Here is a 17069-nt window from a genome sequence, read left to right on the forward strand (position 1 = left end):
GCTCCGTGTCCGCCCCGCAACACGACGAACGGGCCGTCCGTCACGGTTCATCGTGACGAGCGGCCCGTTCGTGGGTGGGGAAGGGTCAGCTGCCCGCCGCGGGGACGTAGTGCCGGTCGGGAGGCGTGGTCCCCGGCTGCACGGCCTCTTCCCGACGGCGGATGCGCTCGCGCTGGGGCACGACGATGTGCGCCGGGTCGTTGGCCGAGGCGATCCCGGCGTCGAACACCCCGAAGCGGGTGAGGGCGGAGCCCGCCATGAGCGCGAGCCCGGAGAGGGCTGCTGCCCACCGCTTCCTCCGCCCGACGACGGCACCCACGGCACCGACCGCGAGGCACGCCTTCGACGCCGTCATCAGCGTCTTCGCCCGGCCCTTGTCGTAGACGTCGGCGAGCAGGCCGAGGTCGCGGGTCATCTTCTCCTCGGTGACCAGCTCCACCAGCGCGCCCGCGACGGCCAGCCGCGCGGCCGGCTCGTTGTCGCGGACCGAGGCCGCCACCAGCCCGAAGCCGCCGCCCGCCGCCGCCGCACTGCCCGCGAAGAGCACCGGCAGGTGGCGGTGGGCCTCGTGCCAAGTGGGGACGGCGGTGTTCGAGATCAGGACCGCGGTGTAGGTGGCGAGCGCGGGCCCGACGACGGCCGCACCGATCCCGGCCGCGTCCCCGGCGACGCGGAGGGCCGTGGCGCCGCGGCGTCCACGGAGGTACGGCGCGAGGAACTCGGCTCCCGCCGCCGCCGTCGCGAACGCCGCGAAGGGGGAGAGGATCCAGGAGCCGACCGACAGCGGCGAGGTCGGCTTGAACACCCGCAGCATGTGCAGGAACCGGCTCGGGCGGTGCAGGTCGTGGATGAGGAACACGGTGCCGCCCATGGCGCCGCCCATGGCCACGTAGCGGCCGGCCGCCCGCAACGTCGGCCGGTCGGTGGCGTTCGCCATCGCCGCCAGCACCGACGACGAGCCCGCGAGCCCGCCGAGGAACAGGTACAGCGGGACGTCCGGGTTCTTCCACACCGGTGCCTTGATGATGGGGCGCCCGTAGTAGCTGCGGAACTCCGCCTCGGGCACCTGCAGCTGCTCGCCCCGGCCCCGACGGGTGCGCCCGCTGCGGGGCTTCACGGCGTCGTGGTCGATGCGCAGCCGCTCCGGCATCTCCGTCGGGTTGGAGTCCTCGGTCGGCCTGCCGGTCATCGCCGGCCCCCCGTCCAGAACGCCGCCACCGCGGCGGCACCCAGAGCGACGGCGGTCAGCGCCGCGTTCCGCCACATCTCGGGCAGGTCGCGGGTGGTGACGATCGGGTCCGGCGGCAGGCCGTAGACCTCCGGCTCGTCGAGCAGGAGGAAGAACGCCCCGTCCCCACCGACGCCGTCGTTCTCGTCGCGGCCGTAGAGCCGGGCCTCGTTCACGCCGCGGTCGTGCAGCTCGGCGAGCCGGGCGTCCGCGGCGGCCTGCAGCTCGTCGAGGTCGCCGAACTGGATCGACTTCGTCGGGCACGCCTTCGCGCAGGCGGGCTCCAGTCCGCTGCCGAGGCGGTCGTAGCACAGCGTGCACTTGTGGGCGCCGCCGTCGGATCCGCGGACGTCGATGACGCCGTAGGGGCAGGACGGGACGCAGTAGCCGCAGCCGTTGCAGATGTCGTCCTGCACCACGACGGTGCCGAACTCGGTGCGGAACAGCGCGCCGGTCGGGCAGTTGTCCAGGCATCCGGCGTGCGTGCAGTGCTTGCAGACGTCGGAGGCCATGAGCCAGCGGACGTCCCGCTCGTCGTCGGGGGTCTGCTGACCGTGCGCCCCCGCGTCGGGGAGCAGGGACAGCAGGTCGACCGTGCCGCCCCCGGGCGCCGGCGTGGTCTCGCGGGTGGAGGGCAGCGCGCCGCCGCCGAGCGCGGGCAGGCCCGACGGGATGTGCCCCGTCGTGACGTCGTCGGTGGACGCGCCACCGTGCTTCGTCGTCGCCGACCCATGCGGACGGACGTCCTCGATGAACGCCACGTGCCGCCACGTGGAGGCGCCGAGGTCACCGGTGTTGTCGTAGGACATCCCGGTGAGGCGGTAGAGGTCGGACGCGTCGGTCCCGTCGTCGGGGACGAGGTTCCACTCCTTGCACGCCACCTCGCAGGCCTTGCAGCCGATGCAGACCGACGTGTCGGTGAAGAACCCGACCCGCTTCGGGTGCGACGGATCGAACCCCGCGTCCGCGGCCGGGTCGGGGAGCTCGCCGTACAGCGAGTTCGCCGTCCCCGAGAACGCGTCGAAGACGTTGGTCATGGTCGAGCTCCGCTGCGCTTCGTCTCCGTCGTCATGGCCGAGCTCCCCTTCGGTGCGTCTCCGTGGTCACTCGATCCCTCCCGGCTCGACCCCCGCGCGACGGCGGTAGCCGGCGACGTACTCGAGGAGCTCGGGGCCGCGTGGTCGACGTCCCGGCTGGATGTCGCAGGTCGCGACCTTCGACTCCTGGATGTGGACGTTGGAATCCATCACGACGCCGAGCAGGTCGTTCGCCGGATCGCCGGTGATGATGCCCTGGGAGCCCCAGTGGTAGGGGAGCCCGATCTGGTGCACCTCACGGTCCCCGATCCGCAGCGGTTTCATGCGCTCGGTCACCATCACCCGCGCCTCGATCGCCGTCCGCGCCGAGATCAGCGTCGCCCACCCCATGTGCTCGAGGCCCCGCTCCGCGGCGAGCGCGGGGGAGATCTCGCAGAAGAACTCCGGCTGGAGTTCCGAGAGGTAGGGCAGCGTGCGACTCATCCCGCCCGCGGTGTGGTGCTCGGTGAGCCGGTAGGTGAGGAAGACGTAGGGGAAGACCTCGCTCTGCGACGGGTTCAGCCGGTTCCAGGCGCGGTCCATCTCCTCGTGCGCGGGGTTGTCCTGCTGGTCGTGCAGCAGGTTGCGCACCGGGGACTCGACCGGCTCGTAGTGCGTCGGCAGCGGGCCGTCGGTCAGCCCCGTCGGCGCGTAGAGCCACGCCTTCCCGTCCGCCTGCATGATGAAGGCGTCGGTGCCGGCGAGGGCGTCGGGACCGGTGGCGCCGGGGTCCGGCTTGTAGTCCGGCGGCTTGGTGACCTCGAAGTCGGGCACGTCGTGCCCGACCCAGCGGCCCTGCGCCTCGTCCCACCACACGAGCGCCTTGCGGTCGCTCCACGGCCGGCCCTCGGCGTCGGCCGAGGCCCGGTTGTAGAGCACCCGGCGGTTCGCCGGCCAGGCCCAGCCCCACTCGGCGGCGATCCAGTCCTGCTCCTCGCCGGGCTTGCGGCGGTCGGCCTGGTTGACGCCGTCCTTGTAGATGCCGGTGTAGATCCAGCAGCCCGCCGTGGTCGAGCCGTCGGCGGTCAGCTCGGTGTACGACGACAGCGGCATCCCGTCGGCGTCGGCCCCGTTGATCTCCGCGAGCACCGTCTCGACGTCGGGCTCGTCGTGCATCCCGGAGGTCGGGTAGCCCCACGTCAGGTTGAGCAGCGGCTGGTCCCGCTCCTCCGTGGACCCGGCGAGCTTCTCCCGGATGCGCTTTCCGAGGTGGTAGTAGAAGTGCAGCTCGGAACGGGCGTCGCCCGGCGGATGCACCGCCTCGCGTCGCCACTGGACCAGACGCTGGGTCTGGGTGAAGCTGCCCGCCTTCTCGGTGTGGTTGGCGCAGGGCAGGAAGAAGACCTCGGTCCCGATGTCCTCGGTGCGCAGCTCGCCGGTCTCGATCTCCGGAGCGTCGTACCAGAACGTGGCCGACTCGATCATCTGCATGTCGCGGACGACGAGCCATTCCAGGTTCGCGAGGCCGAGGCGCTGCATCTTGCCGTTGGCGTGCCCGACCGCCGGGTTCTCGCCGACGAGGAAGTACCCGAAGGACTTCTTGTCGATCTGGTCCCGGACGATCGAGTAGCTGCCGTGGTCGCCGGTGATCCGTGGCATCCAGTCGAACGCGAAGTCGTTCTCCGCGGTCGCCGCGTCGCCCCACCACGCCTTGAGCAGGGACACCGTGTAGGCGTCCATGTTGCCCCAGAAGCCGGTCTTGGCGGCGTCCGCGTCGAGGTAGTCGCGCAGCGTCTCGTGGTGCGCGCTCGGCATGGGCAGGTAGCCGGGCAGCAGGTCGAACAGCGTGGGGATGTCCGTCGAGCCCTGGATCGAGGCGTGCCCGCGCAGGGCCAGGATGCCGCCGCCGGGACGGCCCATGTTCCCGAGCAGGGTCTGCAGGATCGCCGCCGCGCGGATGTACTGCACGCCCACGGTGTGGTGGGTCCAGCCGACCGAGTAGACCCACGCGGTCGTCCGGTCCCGGCCGGAGTTCTCGGTGATCGCCTTCGCGACCTCGAGGAACGACCCCACCGACATGCCGCACACCTGCGACACCGCCTCCGGGGTGTAGCGGCTGTAGTGCCGCTTGAGCACCTGGTAGACGCACTGCGGGTGGGTCAGGGTCTGGTCGCGCCGCGGCTCGTGGTGCCCGATCGGCGCGTCCTGCCCGTTCGGGTGCTCGGGCATCTGGGACTCCCACGCGTCCCGCTTGCCGGCCGCCGGCGCCCGGTAGGCGTCCTCGAGACCCCAGCTGACCGGCGAGTACTCACCGGTGTCCGGGTCGTACCCGGAGAAGATGCCGCCGGCCTCCGGGTCGGAGGCGTCCACGAAGGAGTCGTCGACGATGTCGGCGGCGTTCGTGAACGTCTGCACGTACTCGCGGAAGTCGAGCTCGTTCTCCAGGACGTAGTTGATCAGCCCGCCCAGGAACGCGATGTCCGCGCCGCCCCGGAACGGCACGTGGTGGTCGGCCACCGCGGTGGTGCGGGTGAAGCGCGGGTCGACGTGGATGACCTTCGCGCCGCGGCGCTTGGCCTCCATCACCCACTGGAAGCCCACGGGGTGGGCCTCCGCCATGTTGGACCCCTCGATGACGATGCAGTCCGAGTACACGAGGTCCTGGAGGAAGTTGCTGGCGCCTCCACGCCCGAAGCTGGTCCCCAGACCGGGGACGGTGGCGCTGTGTCAAATACGCGCCTGGTTCTCCACCTGGATCGCGCCGAGCGCCATGAACAGCTTCTTGATGAGGTAGTTCTCCTCGTTGTCCAGCGTCGCGCCGCCGAGGCTCGAGAAGCCCCGGGTGCGCCGCAGGACACGCCCCTGGGCGTCGGTGTCCTCCCACCCACGACGGCGGGCGTCGATCACCCGGTCGGCGATCATGTCGACCGCCGTGTCGAGGTCGAGGTCCTCCCACTCGGTGCCGTAGGGCCGCCGGTACCGCACGGTCGTCACGCGGGAGGGGCTGGTCACCAGCGACGTCGACGCCGAACCCTTCGGGCACAGGCGCCCGCGGGAGACGGGGGAGTCGGGGTCGCCCTCGATCTGGGTGACCCGGCCGTCGCGCACGTAGACGTTCTGGCCGCAGCCCACGGCGCAGTACGGGCAGATCGACTTGACGACCTCGTCGGCCGTGTCGGTCCGCGGCGTGAGCGCCTTCGTCCGCGGCGACTGCACGGCGGTGCCGCGGGCGAGCGGGTCAGGACCGGTCGCCTGGCGGAACATCGGCCATTCGCCGAGCCAGGTACGGACGCCCATGGGGTGGACCTCCCCGTGCTGTGGTGGACCCGGGTTCCGACGCTGGGACCTGGGGGAACGTGTGGCGGAGGCGGACGGGAATCGAACCCGCCTGGCCGAGATACCCGGCCACGTCGGTGTTGAAGACCGCGGGGCCCACCAGGAACCCTGACGCCTCCGCGACGGAGCCTAGGTTCCGCCCCGACAACCCGCAGGCTCGGGCCGCCCCGCCGTGGCAGGAAAGCGTCGTTGCCGGCGTCCGGTGACAGGAAAGCCGCTCGGTCGGGTTCACCGGGCCCTCACACCGGGAAAGGTCGCCCGCGTGTGGACCACGACCGACACGCGTCTGGTGATCACCGCGGCGGCCTCGGTCGCGCTCGTGATCGTGCTGATCACCTCGCGACTGCGGTTGCACGCCTTCCCCGCCCTCATGACCGGCTCGCTCGTGCTCGGGCTCGTCGCCGGGCTGGGGCCGTCGAAGACGGTCGGGTCGTTCACCGACGGGGTCGGCGGCACGCTCGGCGACGTCGGGGTGGTCCTCGGGCTCGGCACGATGCTCGGGAAGCTGCTCGCCGACTCCGGCGGCGCCGACCTGCTCGCCGACACCCTGCTGCGCCGCTCCGGGCCCCGGATGCTGCCGTGGGCGGTCGCCCTGCTCGCGATGGTGCTCGGCATCCCGCTGTTCTTCGAGATCGGCGTGGTGCTCGTGCTGCCGATCGTGTTCACCGTCGCCGTCCGGCTCGACCGGGAGCGGGGGCACGAGGGCGGCCGGGACGAGCAGGGCCGCTCGACGATCCTGCGGGTCGGCATCCCCGCCCTCGCGGGCCTGTCCGCCCTGCACGCCTTCATCCCGCCGCACCCGGGCCCGCTCGTGGCGATCGACGCGCTGAAGGCGGACCTCGGGCAGACCCTGCTGGTCGGGATCGTGCTCGCCGTCCCGACGGTGGCCGTGGCGGGTCCGCTGTTCGCCCACTACGCCTCGCGGTGGGCCCACGCGGAGCCACCGGCGTCGCTGGTGCGCACCGCCGCGCCCGTGCCGGGACGTCAGCCGAGTGCCACCGCTGACACCGGACGTCAGCCGAGTGCCACCGCCGACACCGGACGTCAGCCGAGTGCCACCGCCGACACCGGACGTCAGCCGAGTGCCACCGCTGACACCGGACGTCAGCCGAGTGCCACCGCTGACACCGCCGAGCACCCGCCGCCCGGCCTCACCGCCACGCTCGCGACGATCCTGCTGCCCGTCGTCCTCATGCTCCTGCGCACCGTCGCCGACGTGGTGACCCCCGACGGCTCCGGCGTGCGGGCGGTGGCGGAGTTCGTGGGCGAGCCGGTCGTCGCGCTCCTGCTCGCCCTGCTCCTCGCCACGTGGACCTTCGGCTTCCGCCGCGGCCTGTCGGGCTCCGAGGTGTCCTCGCTCGCCGCGGCCGGCCTCGTCCCCGCCGCCTCCATCCTCGTCATCATCGGCGCCGGCGGCGGCTTCAAGCAGGTCCTCGTCGACTCCGGCATCGGCGACTCCCTCGCGAAGGCCGCGACCGGCGCCGGCATCCCGGTGCTGCTGCTCGCCTGGTTCGTGGCCGTGCTGATCCGCCTCGCCACCGGGTCGGCCACCGTCGCGACCGTGACCGCCGCGGGCATCGTCGCGCCGGTCCTGGCGGCGGAGCCGAGCGCGTCGCCGGTCCTCGCCGCCCTCGCGGTCGGCGCCGGCTCGGTGTTCTTCTCGCACGTCAACGACGCGGGGTTCTGGCTCGTCCGGGAGTATTTCGGCATGTCGGTGCGCGACACGTTCCGGACGTGGTCGGTGATGGAGACCCTGGTCTCCGTCGTGGGGCTCCTCGCGGTGCTGGCGGCCTCCCTTGTCGTCTGACCCGGTCCTCGCGGTCGACGTCGGCACCACGTCCACCAAGGCGGTCCTCTTCACGACGACGGGTGCGGTGCTGGGGGAGGGCGACCGCGGCTACGCGCTCGCCGAGCCCGAGCCCGGCGCGGCGGTGCAGGACCCGGAGACCGTCTGGGAGGCGGTCGGCGACGCGGTGCGCGACGCCGTCGGGGCCGCCGGCGGCCGCCGGCCGCAGGTGGTCGCCTTCTCGGCCGCGATGCACGGGCTGCTCGGGGTCGACGACGCCGGCGACCCGGTCGGTCCGCTGCTCACGTGGGCAGACTCCCGGGCCGGCGACGTCGCCGGGGACCTGCGCCGTCGCGACGACGCCCTGGCCCTGCACCGCCGTACCGGCACCCCGATCCACTCGATGAGTCCGCTGGTCAAGCTCGCCTGGCTGCGCCGGGAACGGCCGAGCCTGCACGCGGCGCCGGCCCGGTGGAGCGGGATCAAGGAGTTCGTCGTCGGGCGGGCCGGCGGACGGCGGGCGGCCGACGCCTCGTGCGCCTCCGGTACCGGTCTCATGGACCTCGAGCGGCGGTGCTGGGACGACGAGGCCCTCGACCTCGCCGGGCTCACCGCGGACCGGCTCGACCCGATCGTCGACACGACCGCCGTCGTGGGGAAGCTCTCCGCGGCGGCGGCGCGGGAGTGGGACCTGCCGTCGGGAACGCCGCTCGTGGCGGGCGCGGGCGACGGCCCCCTGGCCAACCTCGGTCTCGGCGCCGTGCGCCCCGGCGTGCTGGCGTGCTCGATCGGCACCAGCGGCGCGCTGCGACTGGCCGTGGACCGTCCCGGGATCGACCCGCGCGGCCGGCTGTTCTGCTACGAGCTCACCCGCGACCGGTGGGTGGTCGGCGGGGCCGTGACCAACGGCGGTGTGGTGCTCGACTGGGCGTCCGAGACCTTCGGCGCCGACCCCGACACACTGCTGACCGAGGCGGCGGCCACCCCGCCGGGCGCCGACGGCCTGCTCGCGATCCCGCACCTGCTCGCCGAGCGCGCCCCGCGCTGGGACGGCGGCCTGGGCGGGACGTTCCTGAACCTGCAGCGCGCCCACGGGCGTGGGCACCTCACCCGGGCCCTGCTGGAGGGTGTCTGCCTGCAGCTGCGCCTCGTGCTCGACTCGGTGCGCGACGCGGGGATGGCGGTCGGGGAGATCCGGGCGACCGGCGGGTTCGCCCGCAGTGACTTCTGGCGGCAGCTGCTCGCGGACGTCCTCGGGATGCCGGTCGGGTACGCCGAGGGCCACCAGGGCTCCGCCTACGGGGCGGCCCTGCTCGGCATGCAGGCCGTCGGACTGCTCGAGGACACCCCGGACGCGCTCGCCGACGCCGCCGACCACGTCACCATCGCCGAGACCCTCGAGCCCGGGCCGTCGGCAGCGGGGCACACCCGCCGTCGGGACCTGGTGGAACGGGTCCACGACCAGCTCGCCGAGGTGGTCGGCGAGCTGCGCTCCTGAGGGATCAGGTCCCGGCGGGGGCCCCGCCGACGACGGCCGCGTCGTCGGGGATCGGCGCCGTGGCGGCGACGGTCGTCCCCTCGCCGGGCCGGGACGTCACGGTCAGCGTGCCGCCGAGGAGCTCGGCGCGCTCGCGCAGCGAGGCGAGGCCGAACCCGCCGTCGTCCCCGGTCGCCACCGGGCCCTCCCGGGGGGCGTCGGTGCCGACCCCGTCGTCGGTCACCTCCAACCGCACCCCGGCGGGATCGGTGTCGAGCCGGATGGACACCCGCGTCGCGTCGGCGTGCTTGATGACGTTCTGCAACGCCTCCTGGGCGATCCGGTAGAGGGCGATCTCGAGGTGGTCGGGGAGATCCACGTCGGCGACGTGGAGGGACGGGGCGACCCCCGGCAGGTCGGACGCCAGGGCGGCGAGTGCGCCCGCGAGACCGAGGTCGTCGATCACCGGCGGGCGCAGGGCGCCGATCGCGGCCCGGGCCTCGCCCAGCGTCGTGTCGACGAGGCCGCACGCGGTCCCGATGTCGGTCCGCGCCGGCTCGTGGTCGCCGCGCTCGAGATGGGTGAGGGCCGCGTCGAGGTGGAAGGAGAGGGAGACGAGTCGCTGGGAGATGCCGTCGTGGATGTCGCGGGCGAGCTGACGCCGTTCGGTCTCCTGGGCCGCCACGGTGCGCTCGGCGAACCGCTCGTGGGCCCGCTCGCGGAGGGCGAGGCGTCGATGCATCCGGGCCTGGTGCACCGAGCCCGCGAGCAGTCGGCCGATCGCGAGCAGCAGGCGCACGTCGCGGTCGTCGAACTCGTGCCGGTCGCGGGTGTGCACGTTGAGCACGCCGGTCAGACCCCACGGTGCGCTGATCATCGGGACCGAGACCATCGAGGTGTAGTCCCGCCCCCGCAGCGAGGGGATCGGGATGTAGCGCGGGTCGGACTCCTTGTCCTCGACGATCACCACCGGTTCGAGGTGACTGGCCACCCAGCCGCTCACCCCGCGGCCGAGCGGCAGGTGCACCGAGCCGACCTCGGCGTCGAAGGGAGGGGTCGCCCCGAGCAGCGTCAGCGCCCGTTCCGAGTCGTCCAGGACGTGGACGAAGCAGACGTCGGTCGCCGTGGCGGTGGTGATCACCTGCGCGACGGCAGCCGCGCGGGCCTCCGGGTCCGGTCCGGTCGAGGTGGCGGCCTCGATGATCGCGAGCAGGACGGCGTTCTCGCGTTCCGGATCGGCGAGCCCGAGGCTGCTGATCATGCGTCCGGCTCCCGTCGCGGGGCGTTCCCGTGGTCGCGGTCCGTCCGCCTCACTGGAACATCCCTTCCCGCAGTGCGGCCGCCACCGCGGCCGTGCGGTCGGCGACCCCGAGCTTGCGCAGCACCGCCCGCACATGGGTCTTCACCGTCTGGTCGCCGATGACCAGCCGCGACGCGATCGCCCGATTGCTGCAGCCGGAGGCCATCAGCGCGAGCACCTCGCTCTCCCGGTGGGTGAGTCCGAGGTGGGCCCCGGGCCAGAACTCGTCGCGCTCGAGGCGCGCCGCCGAGGTCGCGACGCGGCCCGCCATGGTGGCGTCGATGACGGTGGTGCCGGCGGCGGCCAGCTCGAGCTGCGCGACCAGTTCCTCGCCGCGGATGCGTTTGAGCAGGTAGCCCGCCGCGCCCGCGCGCAGCGCCTGGAAGACGTACTGCTCGTCGTCGTAGACCGAGAGCAGCACCACCCGCTGCCCGGGCACCCGCTCGGCGAGCTTGCGGCACAGATCCAGGCCGCTCTCACCGACCAGACGCACGTCGGCGAGCACGAGGTCGGGCCGGAGCGAGACGACGGCCTCGAGCGCGTCCGCCACGTCGTGCGCGGAGCCCACGACCCGGATCCGGTCGACGAACGGCGCCAGCATCTGCTTCAGCCCGGCCACGACCATCTCGTGGTCGTCGACCACGACCAGACTCAGGGGTTCCGTCGCGGACGGCGGTGCGACGGTCACCGGGTCATGGTAGGAGCCGGAGCCCGGGCCGCGGGGGTTTCCGGAGCTCCGATCTCCACCGCAGCCCGGTAGGTCGGTCCCGCTCGTCCCGGTCGTCCCGGTCACGCGTGGTCTACGTCGACGGGCCGGGCCACAGCGGGGACAGTTCGGGGTGGTCGTCGTCCACCAGCCGGTGCGCCAGCGCGACCGCCTCCTCCCGGTCCATCCCGTCCTCGTCGCCCGCCGTCGCCGCGTAGGACTCCAACGTGCCGCTCAGCTCGTCGGCGGCCGAGGCGGACACCCCGGCGTACCCACCGTTGCGGCACCGCGCCCGCACCACCGCGGCGGCGTGGCGCAACAGCGTCTGCTCACCCTCCGGGGCGGAGGCTCTCTCGATCATGGTGACTCCCTCGTGCTCGTTCGGGGTGCACACGCCGCTCGCGCGTCCGCGGCACCGTCTCCGTCTCGTCCGGCCGGTCTCCGTCAGGGCGCTGCAGGGGCGTCCGCGAGAACGCGGTGGAGGTCCTCGACCGCCGCCCGTTTCCCCGCGGGGTGGGTGAGCAGGGCCGAACCGGCGACGAGGAGCTCCGCGCCGGACCTCCGGGCCCCCGCCGCGGTGTCCGCCGAGATCCCCCCGTCCACCTCGATCTGGATCAGCCGGCCCGACGCGCGGACGATCTCGCGTGCCTCCGAGACCTTCTTCTCCATCGCCTCGATGTAGTCCTGGCCGCCGAACCCGGGGTTGACCGTCATGACGAGGACGTGGTCGAGCTGATCGAGGACGTAGGGCACGAAGTCGAGGGAGGTCGACGGGTTCACCGCGACACCGGCCCGGGCGCCGAGGTCCCGGATCCGGGACAGCGTGCGGTGCAGGTGCGGACACGCCTCGACGTGCACGATGATCGTCTCGCAGCCGGCCGCGGCGAAGTCGGCCAGGACCGGGTCCGGGTCGGCCACCATCAGATGGGCCTCGAAGGGCACGGTGACGTAGGGACGGCAGGCACCGACGACGTCGGACCCGAACGTCAGGGCCGGGACGAAGTGCCCGTCCATGATGTCCCACTGGATGCGGTCGACGCCGGCCGCGGTCAGGTCGAGGACCTCGCCGCCGAGGCGGGAGTAGTCGGCACCGAGGACCGAGGCGACGATCTGTGGATCGCTCACCCGAGGCCTCCGTCTCCGACCCCTCGACGCGCATGCTGGTGCCGGGCGTCCCCGCAGGGGATCACCGACCGACCGTCGCCGGTGGAGCGTCCAGATGGCCATTGCACAGGGGTGCCTTCCGTTCGGTGGTGTCGGTGTCGATGACCCGCCGGGGCCTCACCGCACGGAGGCGTTCGCGACCGCCCGCTCGGAGAGGGCCTTCTGGGCGGCGGCCCAGCCGTCGTCGCTGCCCTGCCACGTCTCGAGGGCGGGGCCCACCAGCGCGCGGCCGAACGAGTAGGTCAGCTCCCAGGGGAGCGGCGTGATCTCCTGCATCGCCGCCAGGTTCGCGGTCGCCTCCTCCGGGCTCTGCCCTCCGGAGAGGAACGCGATCCCCGGCACGCCCGGCGGCACGGTCTCGCGCAGCGTGTCCACGGTGGACTGCGCGACCTCCGAGGCCGCGGGCTGCTGCGCGCACCCGCCGCCCGCCACCACCATGTTCGGCTTGAGCACGATGCCGTCGAGCCGCACCTCCATCAGGCCGAGTTCGGTGAAGACCGCGCGCAGGACCGTCGTCGTCACCCGGCGGCACGCCTCGAGCGAGTGGTCCCCGTCCATCACCACCTCGGGCTCCACGATCGGCACGAGGCCCGCCTCCTGACACAGCCCGGCGTAGCGCGCGAGGGCGTGCGCGTTGGCGTGGATCGCGCGGGCACTGGGGAGGCCGTCACCGATGGAGAAGACGGCACGCCACTTGGTGAAGCTCGCGCCGAGGTCGACGTACTCCTCGAGACGGCCCCGCAGCCCGTCGAGCCCTTCGGTGATCTTCTCGTCCGGGGCTCCGGCGAGCGGTGTCGCCCCGGTGTCGACCTTGATCCCGGCGAGCACACCCCGCTCGGCGAGCGCGGCGGGGAACGTGGTCCCGTCCGAGAGCTCCTGACGGAACGTCTCGTCGGAGAGGATGGCGCCGCTGATCGAGTCGGAGAGCCCGGCCGTGGTGAGGAGCAGTTCGCGGTAACGGCGCCGGTTCTCCTCGGTGGGCTCGACGCCGACGCCCTCGAGGCGCTTCGACATCGTCCCGACGCTCTCGTCCGCGGCCAGGATGCCCCGCCGGTCGGACACCATCGTTCGTGCGATCTCGTGCAGCGTCGGCATCGGTCTCTCCCTCTTCTGGTGATGACGCGCCCTCGGGCACGGCGCGCCCCCGGAGACGGCGCGCTGTGGTGCGGCGGGCGGCACCCGTCCGGTGGAACGGCCCCGGCCGTGACCGGCACGCGGCCGTGGACGGGCCGGGCGGCGTCGGCGACCGGCGGGGCCCGTCGATCGGCCGGCCGGCCGCGGGACGACCGTGGGCACCGGCAGGGCGAGCAGGCGTCGCGCCGTCCGCGGGACGATCGACCCCGTGCAGGCCGTCGTCCCCGGGGGCGGTGGACGACGAGCGGCGGGTCCGTCGAGAGCGGCTTCGAGCGGCCCTGACGTGACCCTTTGTAGCGGCCGCTCGGAGTGAGCGCAACCACACCGTGGTGCCCGGCCTCGCGGGTGGGACGACGATCCCGCCCATCGACTTCCCCGTCGTCGCAGGTCAGGGAGCCGAGCGGCGGGCAGGTCCACCCTCGACCGCGCCGGGACGACCGCACCGAGCGGCCGGTCCCGGCCGTACGGACCGTGCCGGAAGGAGGGCTCCGGCTCACCCGTCGCCTCCCCCACGTGGGGGAGGTCAGCACGTGACCGGCGTCATTAGCGTCCGGCGCCATGACCTCGACGACGCGGCGCCCGACCAGCTCCGGACGGCCCCGTGGACCCACCCCCGGCGGGACCCGGATGCACCCGCGGTGAGGCCCTGCGCACCGACGAGGAGCCGCGCCGGGACGCCGTGACCACCGGCGGGCGGGGGCGCCTGCCGAGGTCGGGGCGGGGCCGGCGGCACGTGAGCACGTCCGCCCGCCCGTGGCGTGCGGTCCCGCAGTCCCCACCGACAGAGACCGAGGTCCTCCCATGGCGGCCGAACAGCCCGGTACGAGCACGGTCGAGAGGGTCGACCCCTCCCGCTTCGACGACGCCGTCGCCCTGATCACGGGGGAGCACGCCCGGACCCTCGCCGGGGTCGACGCCCGGGCGTGGGCCCGGGCCGGGGCGCGGGTGCTCGACGCGCCCGCGGTGTTCACCGTGGGCACCGGTCGCAGCGGGCTGGCCCTGCAGATGGCGGCGATGCGCTTCATGCACCTGGGGAAGTCCGCCCACGTGGTCGGGGGGACCACCACCCCGGCGATCGGGGAGGGCGACGTCCTGGTCGCGGCCTCGGGGTCCGGATCGACGGCACGGGTGGTCGCGGCGGCGAGAACGGCGTCCGAGCAGGGCGCCTCGGTGCTGGCGATCACCACGGATCCCGGATCCGATCTCGCCGCTCTCGCGACCGAGGTCCTCGTCGTACCCGCCGCCGACAAGCAGGACTTCGACGGCACGGCATCCGAGCAGTACGCCGGGAGCCTGTTCGAACAGGCCGTCCTGATCCTCAGCGACGCGCTGTTCCACGTGCTGTGGCAGAGCAGCGGCTCCCAGGCCCGCGAGCTGTGGCGCCTCCACGCCAATCTCGAGTGACCCGGCGGTGACCGACGACGGACGTCGGGCCCCCGGGGGCCGTTCCCGTCGCCGGTCGGTCGACCCCGACGTGCTCGCCGTGGTCGGTCCCCCTCCCCGTGGCGAACAGAGACGGAGCTCGACATGCAGCATCCGGACGACGGGTCCTCCCGTCCCCGCGTCGACGTCGGCCCCCTGGAGGCGGTGGCGCTCGCGGCGACGCACGCCGCGGCGCTGGCCTGCTGCGCGTGGGTCGGCCGGCACGACCAGGACGCGGCCGACGGCGCCGCGACCGAGGCGATGCGTCGCGCACTCGCCCGTGCGCCCGGCCAGGGGACGGTCGTGATCGGCGAGGGGGAGAAGGACGACGCCCCGATGCTGTTCAACGGCGAGGTCGTCGGGGCCGGCCACGGCGGGCCCGACTTCGACATCGCCGTCGACCCCCTGGAGGGCACGTCCTTCTGCGCGAAGGGGCTCCCGGGTGCGCTGGCCACGATCGCGATCGGCGAGCCGGGCTCCTTCTTCTCGCCCGGTCCCGGGTTCTACATGGACAAGATCGTGGCCCCGCCGGCGGCGCGCGACGTGATCGACCTGGCCGACCCTCCCGAGCGGATCCTGCTCCGGGTGGGCGAGGCGCTGGGGAAGCCGGTGCACGAGCTCCGGGTGGTGATCATGGACAAGCCGCGCCACCGGGGCGGGACCGGCCTGATCGACCGGGTCCGGGCGGCCGGGGCCGCGGTGCACACTCCCTCGGGGGGCGACGTCGCGGGAGCGCTCGAGGTCCTGCTGCCCACCGGTGGGGTCGACCTGCTGCTCGGCGTCGGCGGGACCCCCGAGGGGGTCATGACGGCCGCAGCGGTCCGCGCCCTCGGCGGAGGCATGGTGGGTCGCCTGGCACCGCAGACCTCCGACGAGGCCACCGCCGTCCGGCAGGCCGGGCTGAGTACCGACCGGGTCTACCGTCGCGACGAGCTCGTGAACGGGGACGCCCTGTTCGCCGCCACCGGGATCAGCGGTGGCTCGCTGCTCGCCGCGGTGCGACGGGCCGAGGGCACGACCCTCGCCGAGTCCCTGCTCATCACCGACGGACAGATCCGCCATGTCCGGCACACCACCGTCGACCCGGTTCCCGCCCGATGACCGCCGTCGAGGAGGGGCCGGGCACCGTGGAGCTCGAGGATCTCCACGTCCGCACCCTCGGCGAGTGCCGGATCCCGTCACCCTTCTCCGTGCTGCTCACCGACAAGCAGACGACGCCGCACTTCGTGCACGAGGACGACCGGGTGATGCTCGACGACACGATGTCGGTGATCGCCTCGAGGTCGATGGAGACCCTGCCCAGCCTCGAGACGGCGGGTGCCCGGCGGAACATCTACTTCGACCCCGCCGACACGACCGTCGGCATCGTGTCCTGCGGCGGGCTGTGTCCCGGCGTCAACAACGTCATCCGGGGCGTGGTCCAGGAACTCACCGTCCATTACCGGGTGAACCGGATCCTGGGGTTCCGCAACGGGTTCCGTGGACTGACGGCCGCCTATCGCGACGACGTGATCGACCTGACCGGGAGGAGTTTCCGGGACATCGCGCCGACCGGGGGCACCATCCTCGGCAGCTCCCGCGGCGATCAGGACGCCGACGAGATGGTCGACAGCCTCATCGCACGGGAGGTCGACATCCTGGTCGTCATCGGCGGCGACGGCAGCATCCGGGCGGCCTCCCGCCTGGTGGCGGCGATCGACCGGCGGGGCCTCGACATTGCCGTGGTGGCGATCCCCAAGACCATCGACAACGACCTGCCCTACACCGACCAGTCCTTCGGTTTCCAGAGCGCCTTCGAGCGCGCCACCGACTTCATCGACTCGGTGGCGATCGAGGCCAGCGCCCACGAGAACGGCGTCGGGATCGTGAAGCTGATGGGCCGGCACTCCGGCTTCATCGCCTGTTACGCGGCCCTGGCCACCTACGGCGCCGACATGGTGCTCATCCCCGAGGTCCCGTTCGGCCTCGCGGGGCCCGACGGTCTCCTGGCCCGGGCCGAGCACCTCATCCGCACCCGCGGACATGTCGTGATCGTCGTCGCCGAGGGCGCGGGCCAGGACGTCCTCCGGGCGGCCGGGCAACTCGGGGAGGCGGACGCGACCGACGCCTCGGGCAACGTCCGGCTCGGGGACATCGGGCAGTTCCTCGCCGAGGAACTCACGGCCCACCTCTCCGGGGTCGGCCTCCCACCGACGCTGCGCTACATCGACCCGAGCTACTCCATCCGGAGCGTCACCGCCAACGCCTACGACAGCGTCTACTGCCTCCGCCTGGCCCACGCCGCGGTCCACGCCGCGATGGCCGGACGGACCGAGACGGTCGTCGTCCGCTGGCGGCGCCGGTTCGTGCACGTCCCGATGCCGCTGATCACGAGTCACCGCAACCGGGTCGACCCCGACGGCGACCTGTGGATGTCGGTGCTCGAGGCGACCAACCAGACCGAGCTCCTCGCCCGCTGAGAACGCCGCGTCCGAAGCCACCAGAGCCCTCGACACCCTGG

13 protein-coding genes and 1 tRNA gene are annotated in these 17069 nt (G+C 73.3%); 5 read left to right on the forward strand and 9 right to left on the reverse strand.

Annotated elements, in window-relative coordinates; all coding sequences use genetic code 11:
- Positions 1-85: 85 nt before the first annotated feature.
- The 4 genes from nrfD to QSK00_RS28195 form a co-directional block, all read right to left on the reverse strand.
- Positions 86-1189, reverse strand: coding sequence for an NrfD/PsrC family molybdoenzyme membrane anchor subunit (gene nrfD / locus QSK00_RS28180; protein ID WP_285596408.1), 1104 nt, complete (start codon positions 1187-1189; stop codon positions 86-88).
- A complete protein-coding gene (locus tag QSK00_RS28185; RefSeq protein ID WP_285596410.1) occupies positions 1186-2265 on the reverse strand; it encodes a 4Fe-4S dicluster domain-containing protein in 1080 nt (359 codons plus the stop codon). Before QSK00_RS28185 ends, nrfD begins: the two co-directional genes overlap by 4 nt.
- A 66-nt stretch (positions 2266-2331) precedes the next feature.
- Positions 2332-5541 carry a formate dehydrogenase gene (gene fdh / locus QSK00_RS28190; protein WP_285596412.1) on the reverse strand — a complete coding sequence of 1070 codons (3210 nt, stop codon included), beginning with the start codon at positions 5539-5541 and terminating at the stop codon, positions 2332-2334.
- 62 nt (positions 5542-5603) lie between these two features.
- Positions 5604-5699, reverse strand: a tRNA-Sec gene (locus QSK00_RS28195).
- A gap of 143 nt (positions 5700-5842) precedes the next feature.
- Here QSK00_RS28195 and QSK00_RS28200 point away from each other — a divergent pair.
- Together QSK00_RS28200 and QSK00_RS28205 are read left to right on the forward strand one after the other, a co-directional pair.
- A complete protein-coding gene (locus QSK00_RS28200; protein WP_285596414.1) occupies positions 5843-7387 on the forward strand; it encodes a GntT/GntP/DsdX family permease in 1545 nt (514 codons plus the stop codon).
- Complete coding sequence (locus QSK00_RS28205) at positions 7377-8864, forward strand: gluconokinase (protein ID WP_285596416.1); 1488 nt, start codon at positions 7377-7379, stop codon at positions 8862-8864. The genes QSK00_RS28200 and QSK00_RS28205 overlap by 11 nt, the downstream gene beginning before the upstream one ends.
- Before the next feature lie 4 nt (positions 8865-8868).
- On the opposite strand, the gene QSK00_RS28210 is transcribed toward QSK00_RS28205, so the two are convergent.
- The 5 genes from QSK00_RS28210 to QSK00_RS28230 all read right to left on the reverse strand — a co-directional run bounded on the left by QSK00_RS28210 (position 8869) and on the right by QSK00_RS28230 (position 13108).
- Positions 8869-10104, reverse strand: coding sequence for a GAF domain-containing sensor histidine kinase (locus tag QSK00_RS28210; protein WP_285596417.1), 1236 nt, complete (start codon positions 10102-10104; stop codon positions 8869-8871).
- A 49-nt stretch (positions 10105-10153) separates the two neighbouring features.
- Complete coding sequence (locus QSK00_RS28215) at positions 10154-10831, reverse strand: response regulator (RefSeq protein WP_285596419.1); 678 nt, start codon at positions 10829-10831, stop codon at positions 10154-10156.
- Positions 10832-10943: 112 nt separating this feature from the next.
- Positions 10944-11210 carry a hypothetical protein gene (locus tag QSK00_RS28220; protein ID WP_285596421.1) on the reverse strand — a complete coding sequence of 89 codons (267 nt, stop codon included), beginning with the start codon at positions 11208-11210 and terminating at the stop codon, positions 10944-10946.
- A gap of 83 nt (positions 11211-11293) precedes the next feature.
- Positions 11294-11974 (reverse strand): ribulose-phosphate 3-epimerase, encoded by a 681-nt coding sequence (gene rpe / locus QSK00_RS28225; RefSeq protein WP_285596423.1) that lies wholly within the window; start codon positions 11972-11974, stop codon positions 11294-11296.
- A 156-nt stretch (positions 11975-12130) separates the two neighbouring features.
- Positions 12131-13108: a class I fructose-bisphosphate aldolase gene (locus QSK00_RS28230; RefSeq protein WP_285596425.1), complete on the reverse strand. Its 978-nt coding sequence runs from the start codon at positions 13106-13108 to the stop codon at positions 12131-12133.
- A gap of 840 nt (positions 13109-13948) precedes the next feature.
- Between QSK00_RS28230 and hxlB the strand changes: the two genes are divergently transcribed.
- The 3 genes from hxlB to QSK00_RS28245 all read left to right on the forward strand — a co-directional run bounded on the left by hxlB (position 13949) and on the right by QSK00_RS28245 (position 17028).
- Complete coding sequence (gene hxlB, locus QSK00_RS28235; protein ID WP_285596426.1) at positions 13949-14551, forward strand: 6-phospho-3-hexuloisomerase; 603 nt, start codon at positions 13949-13951, stop codon at positions 14549-14551.
- A 123-nt stretch (positions 14552-14674) separates the two neighbouring features.
- Positions 14675-15670, forward strand: a complete 996-nt coding sequence (locus QSK00_RS28240) for a class II fructose-bisphosphatase family protein (RefSeq protein WP_285596428.1) — start codon at positions 14675-14677, stop codon at positions 15668-15670.
- Positions 15667-17028, forward strand: coding sequence for an ATP-dependent 6-phosphofructokinase (locus QSK00_RS28245; protein ID WP_285596429.1), 1362 nt, complete (start codon positions 15667-15669; stop codon positions 17026-17028). The genes QSK00_RS28240 and QSK00_RS28245 overlap by 4 nt, the downstream gene beginning before the upstream one ends.
- The last annotated feature ends 41 nt before the right edge of the window (positions 17029-17069 follow it).

The organism is Actinomycetospora sp. NBRC 106378, from assembly GCF_030269685.1.
Taxonomy (GTDB): Bacteria; Actinomycetota; Actinomycetes; order Mycobacteriales; family Pseudonocardiaceae; genus Actinomycetospora.

Coding starts and splice junctions, on each gene's coding strand:
- QSK00_RS28210 (WP_285596417.1), bottom strand. CDS start 10,104: ATGATCAGCAGCCTCGGGCTCGCCGATCCGGAACGCGAGAACGCCGTC.
- QSK00_RS28245 (WP_285596429.1), top strand. CDS start 15,667: ATGACCGCCGTCGAGGAGGGGCCGGGCACCGTGGAGCTCGAGGATCTC.
- QSK00_RS28240 (WP_285596428.1), top strand. CDS start 14,675: ATGCAGCATCCGGACGACGGGTCCTCCCGTCCCCGCGTCGACGTCGGC.
- QSK00_RS28230 (WP_285596425.1), bottom strand. CDS start 13,108: ATGCCGACGCTGCACGAGATCGCACGAACGATGGTGTCCGACCGGCGG.
- hxlB (WP_285596426.1), top strand. CDS start 13,949: ATGGCGGCCGAACAGCCCGGTACGAGCACGGTCGAGAGGGTCGACCCC.
- QSK00_RS28185 (WP_285596410.1), bottom strand. CDS start 2,265: ATGACCAACGTCTTCGACGCGTTCTCGGGGACGGCGAACTCGCTGTAC.
- nrfD (WP_285596408.1), bottom strand. CDS start 1,189: ATGACCGGCAGGCCGACCGAGGACTCCAACCCGACGGAGATGCCGGAG.
- QSK00_RS28220 (WP_285596421.1), bottom strand. CDS start 11,210: ATGATCGAGAGAGCCTCCGCCCCGGAGGGTGAGCAGACGCTGTTGCGC.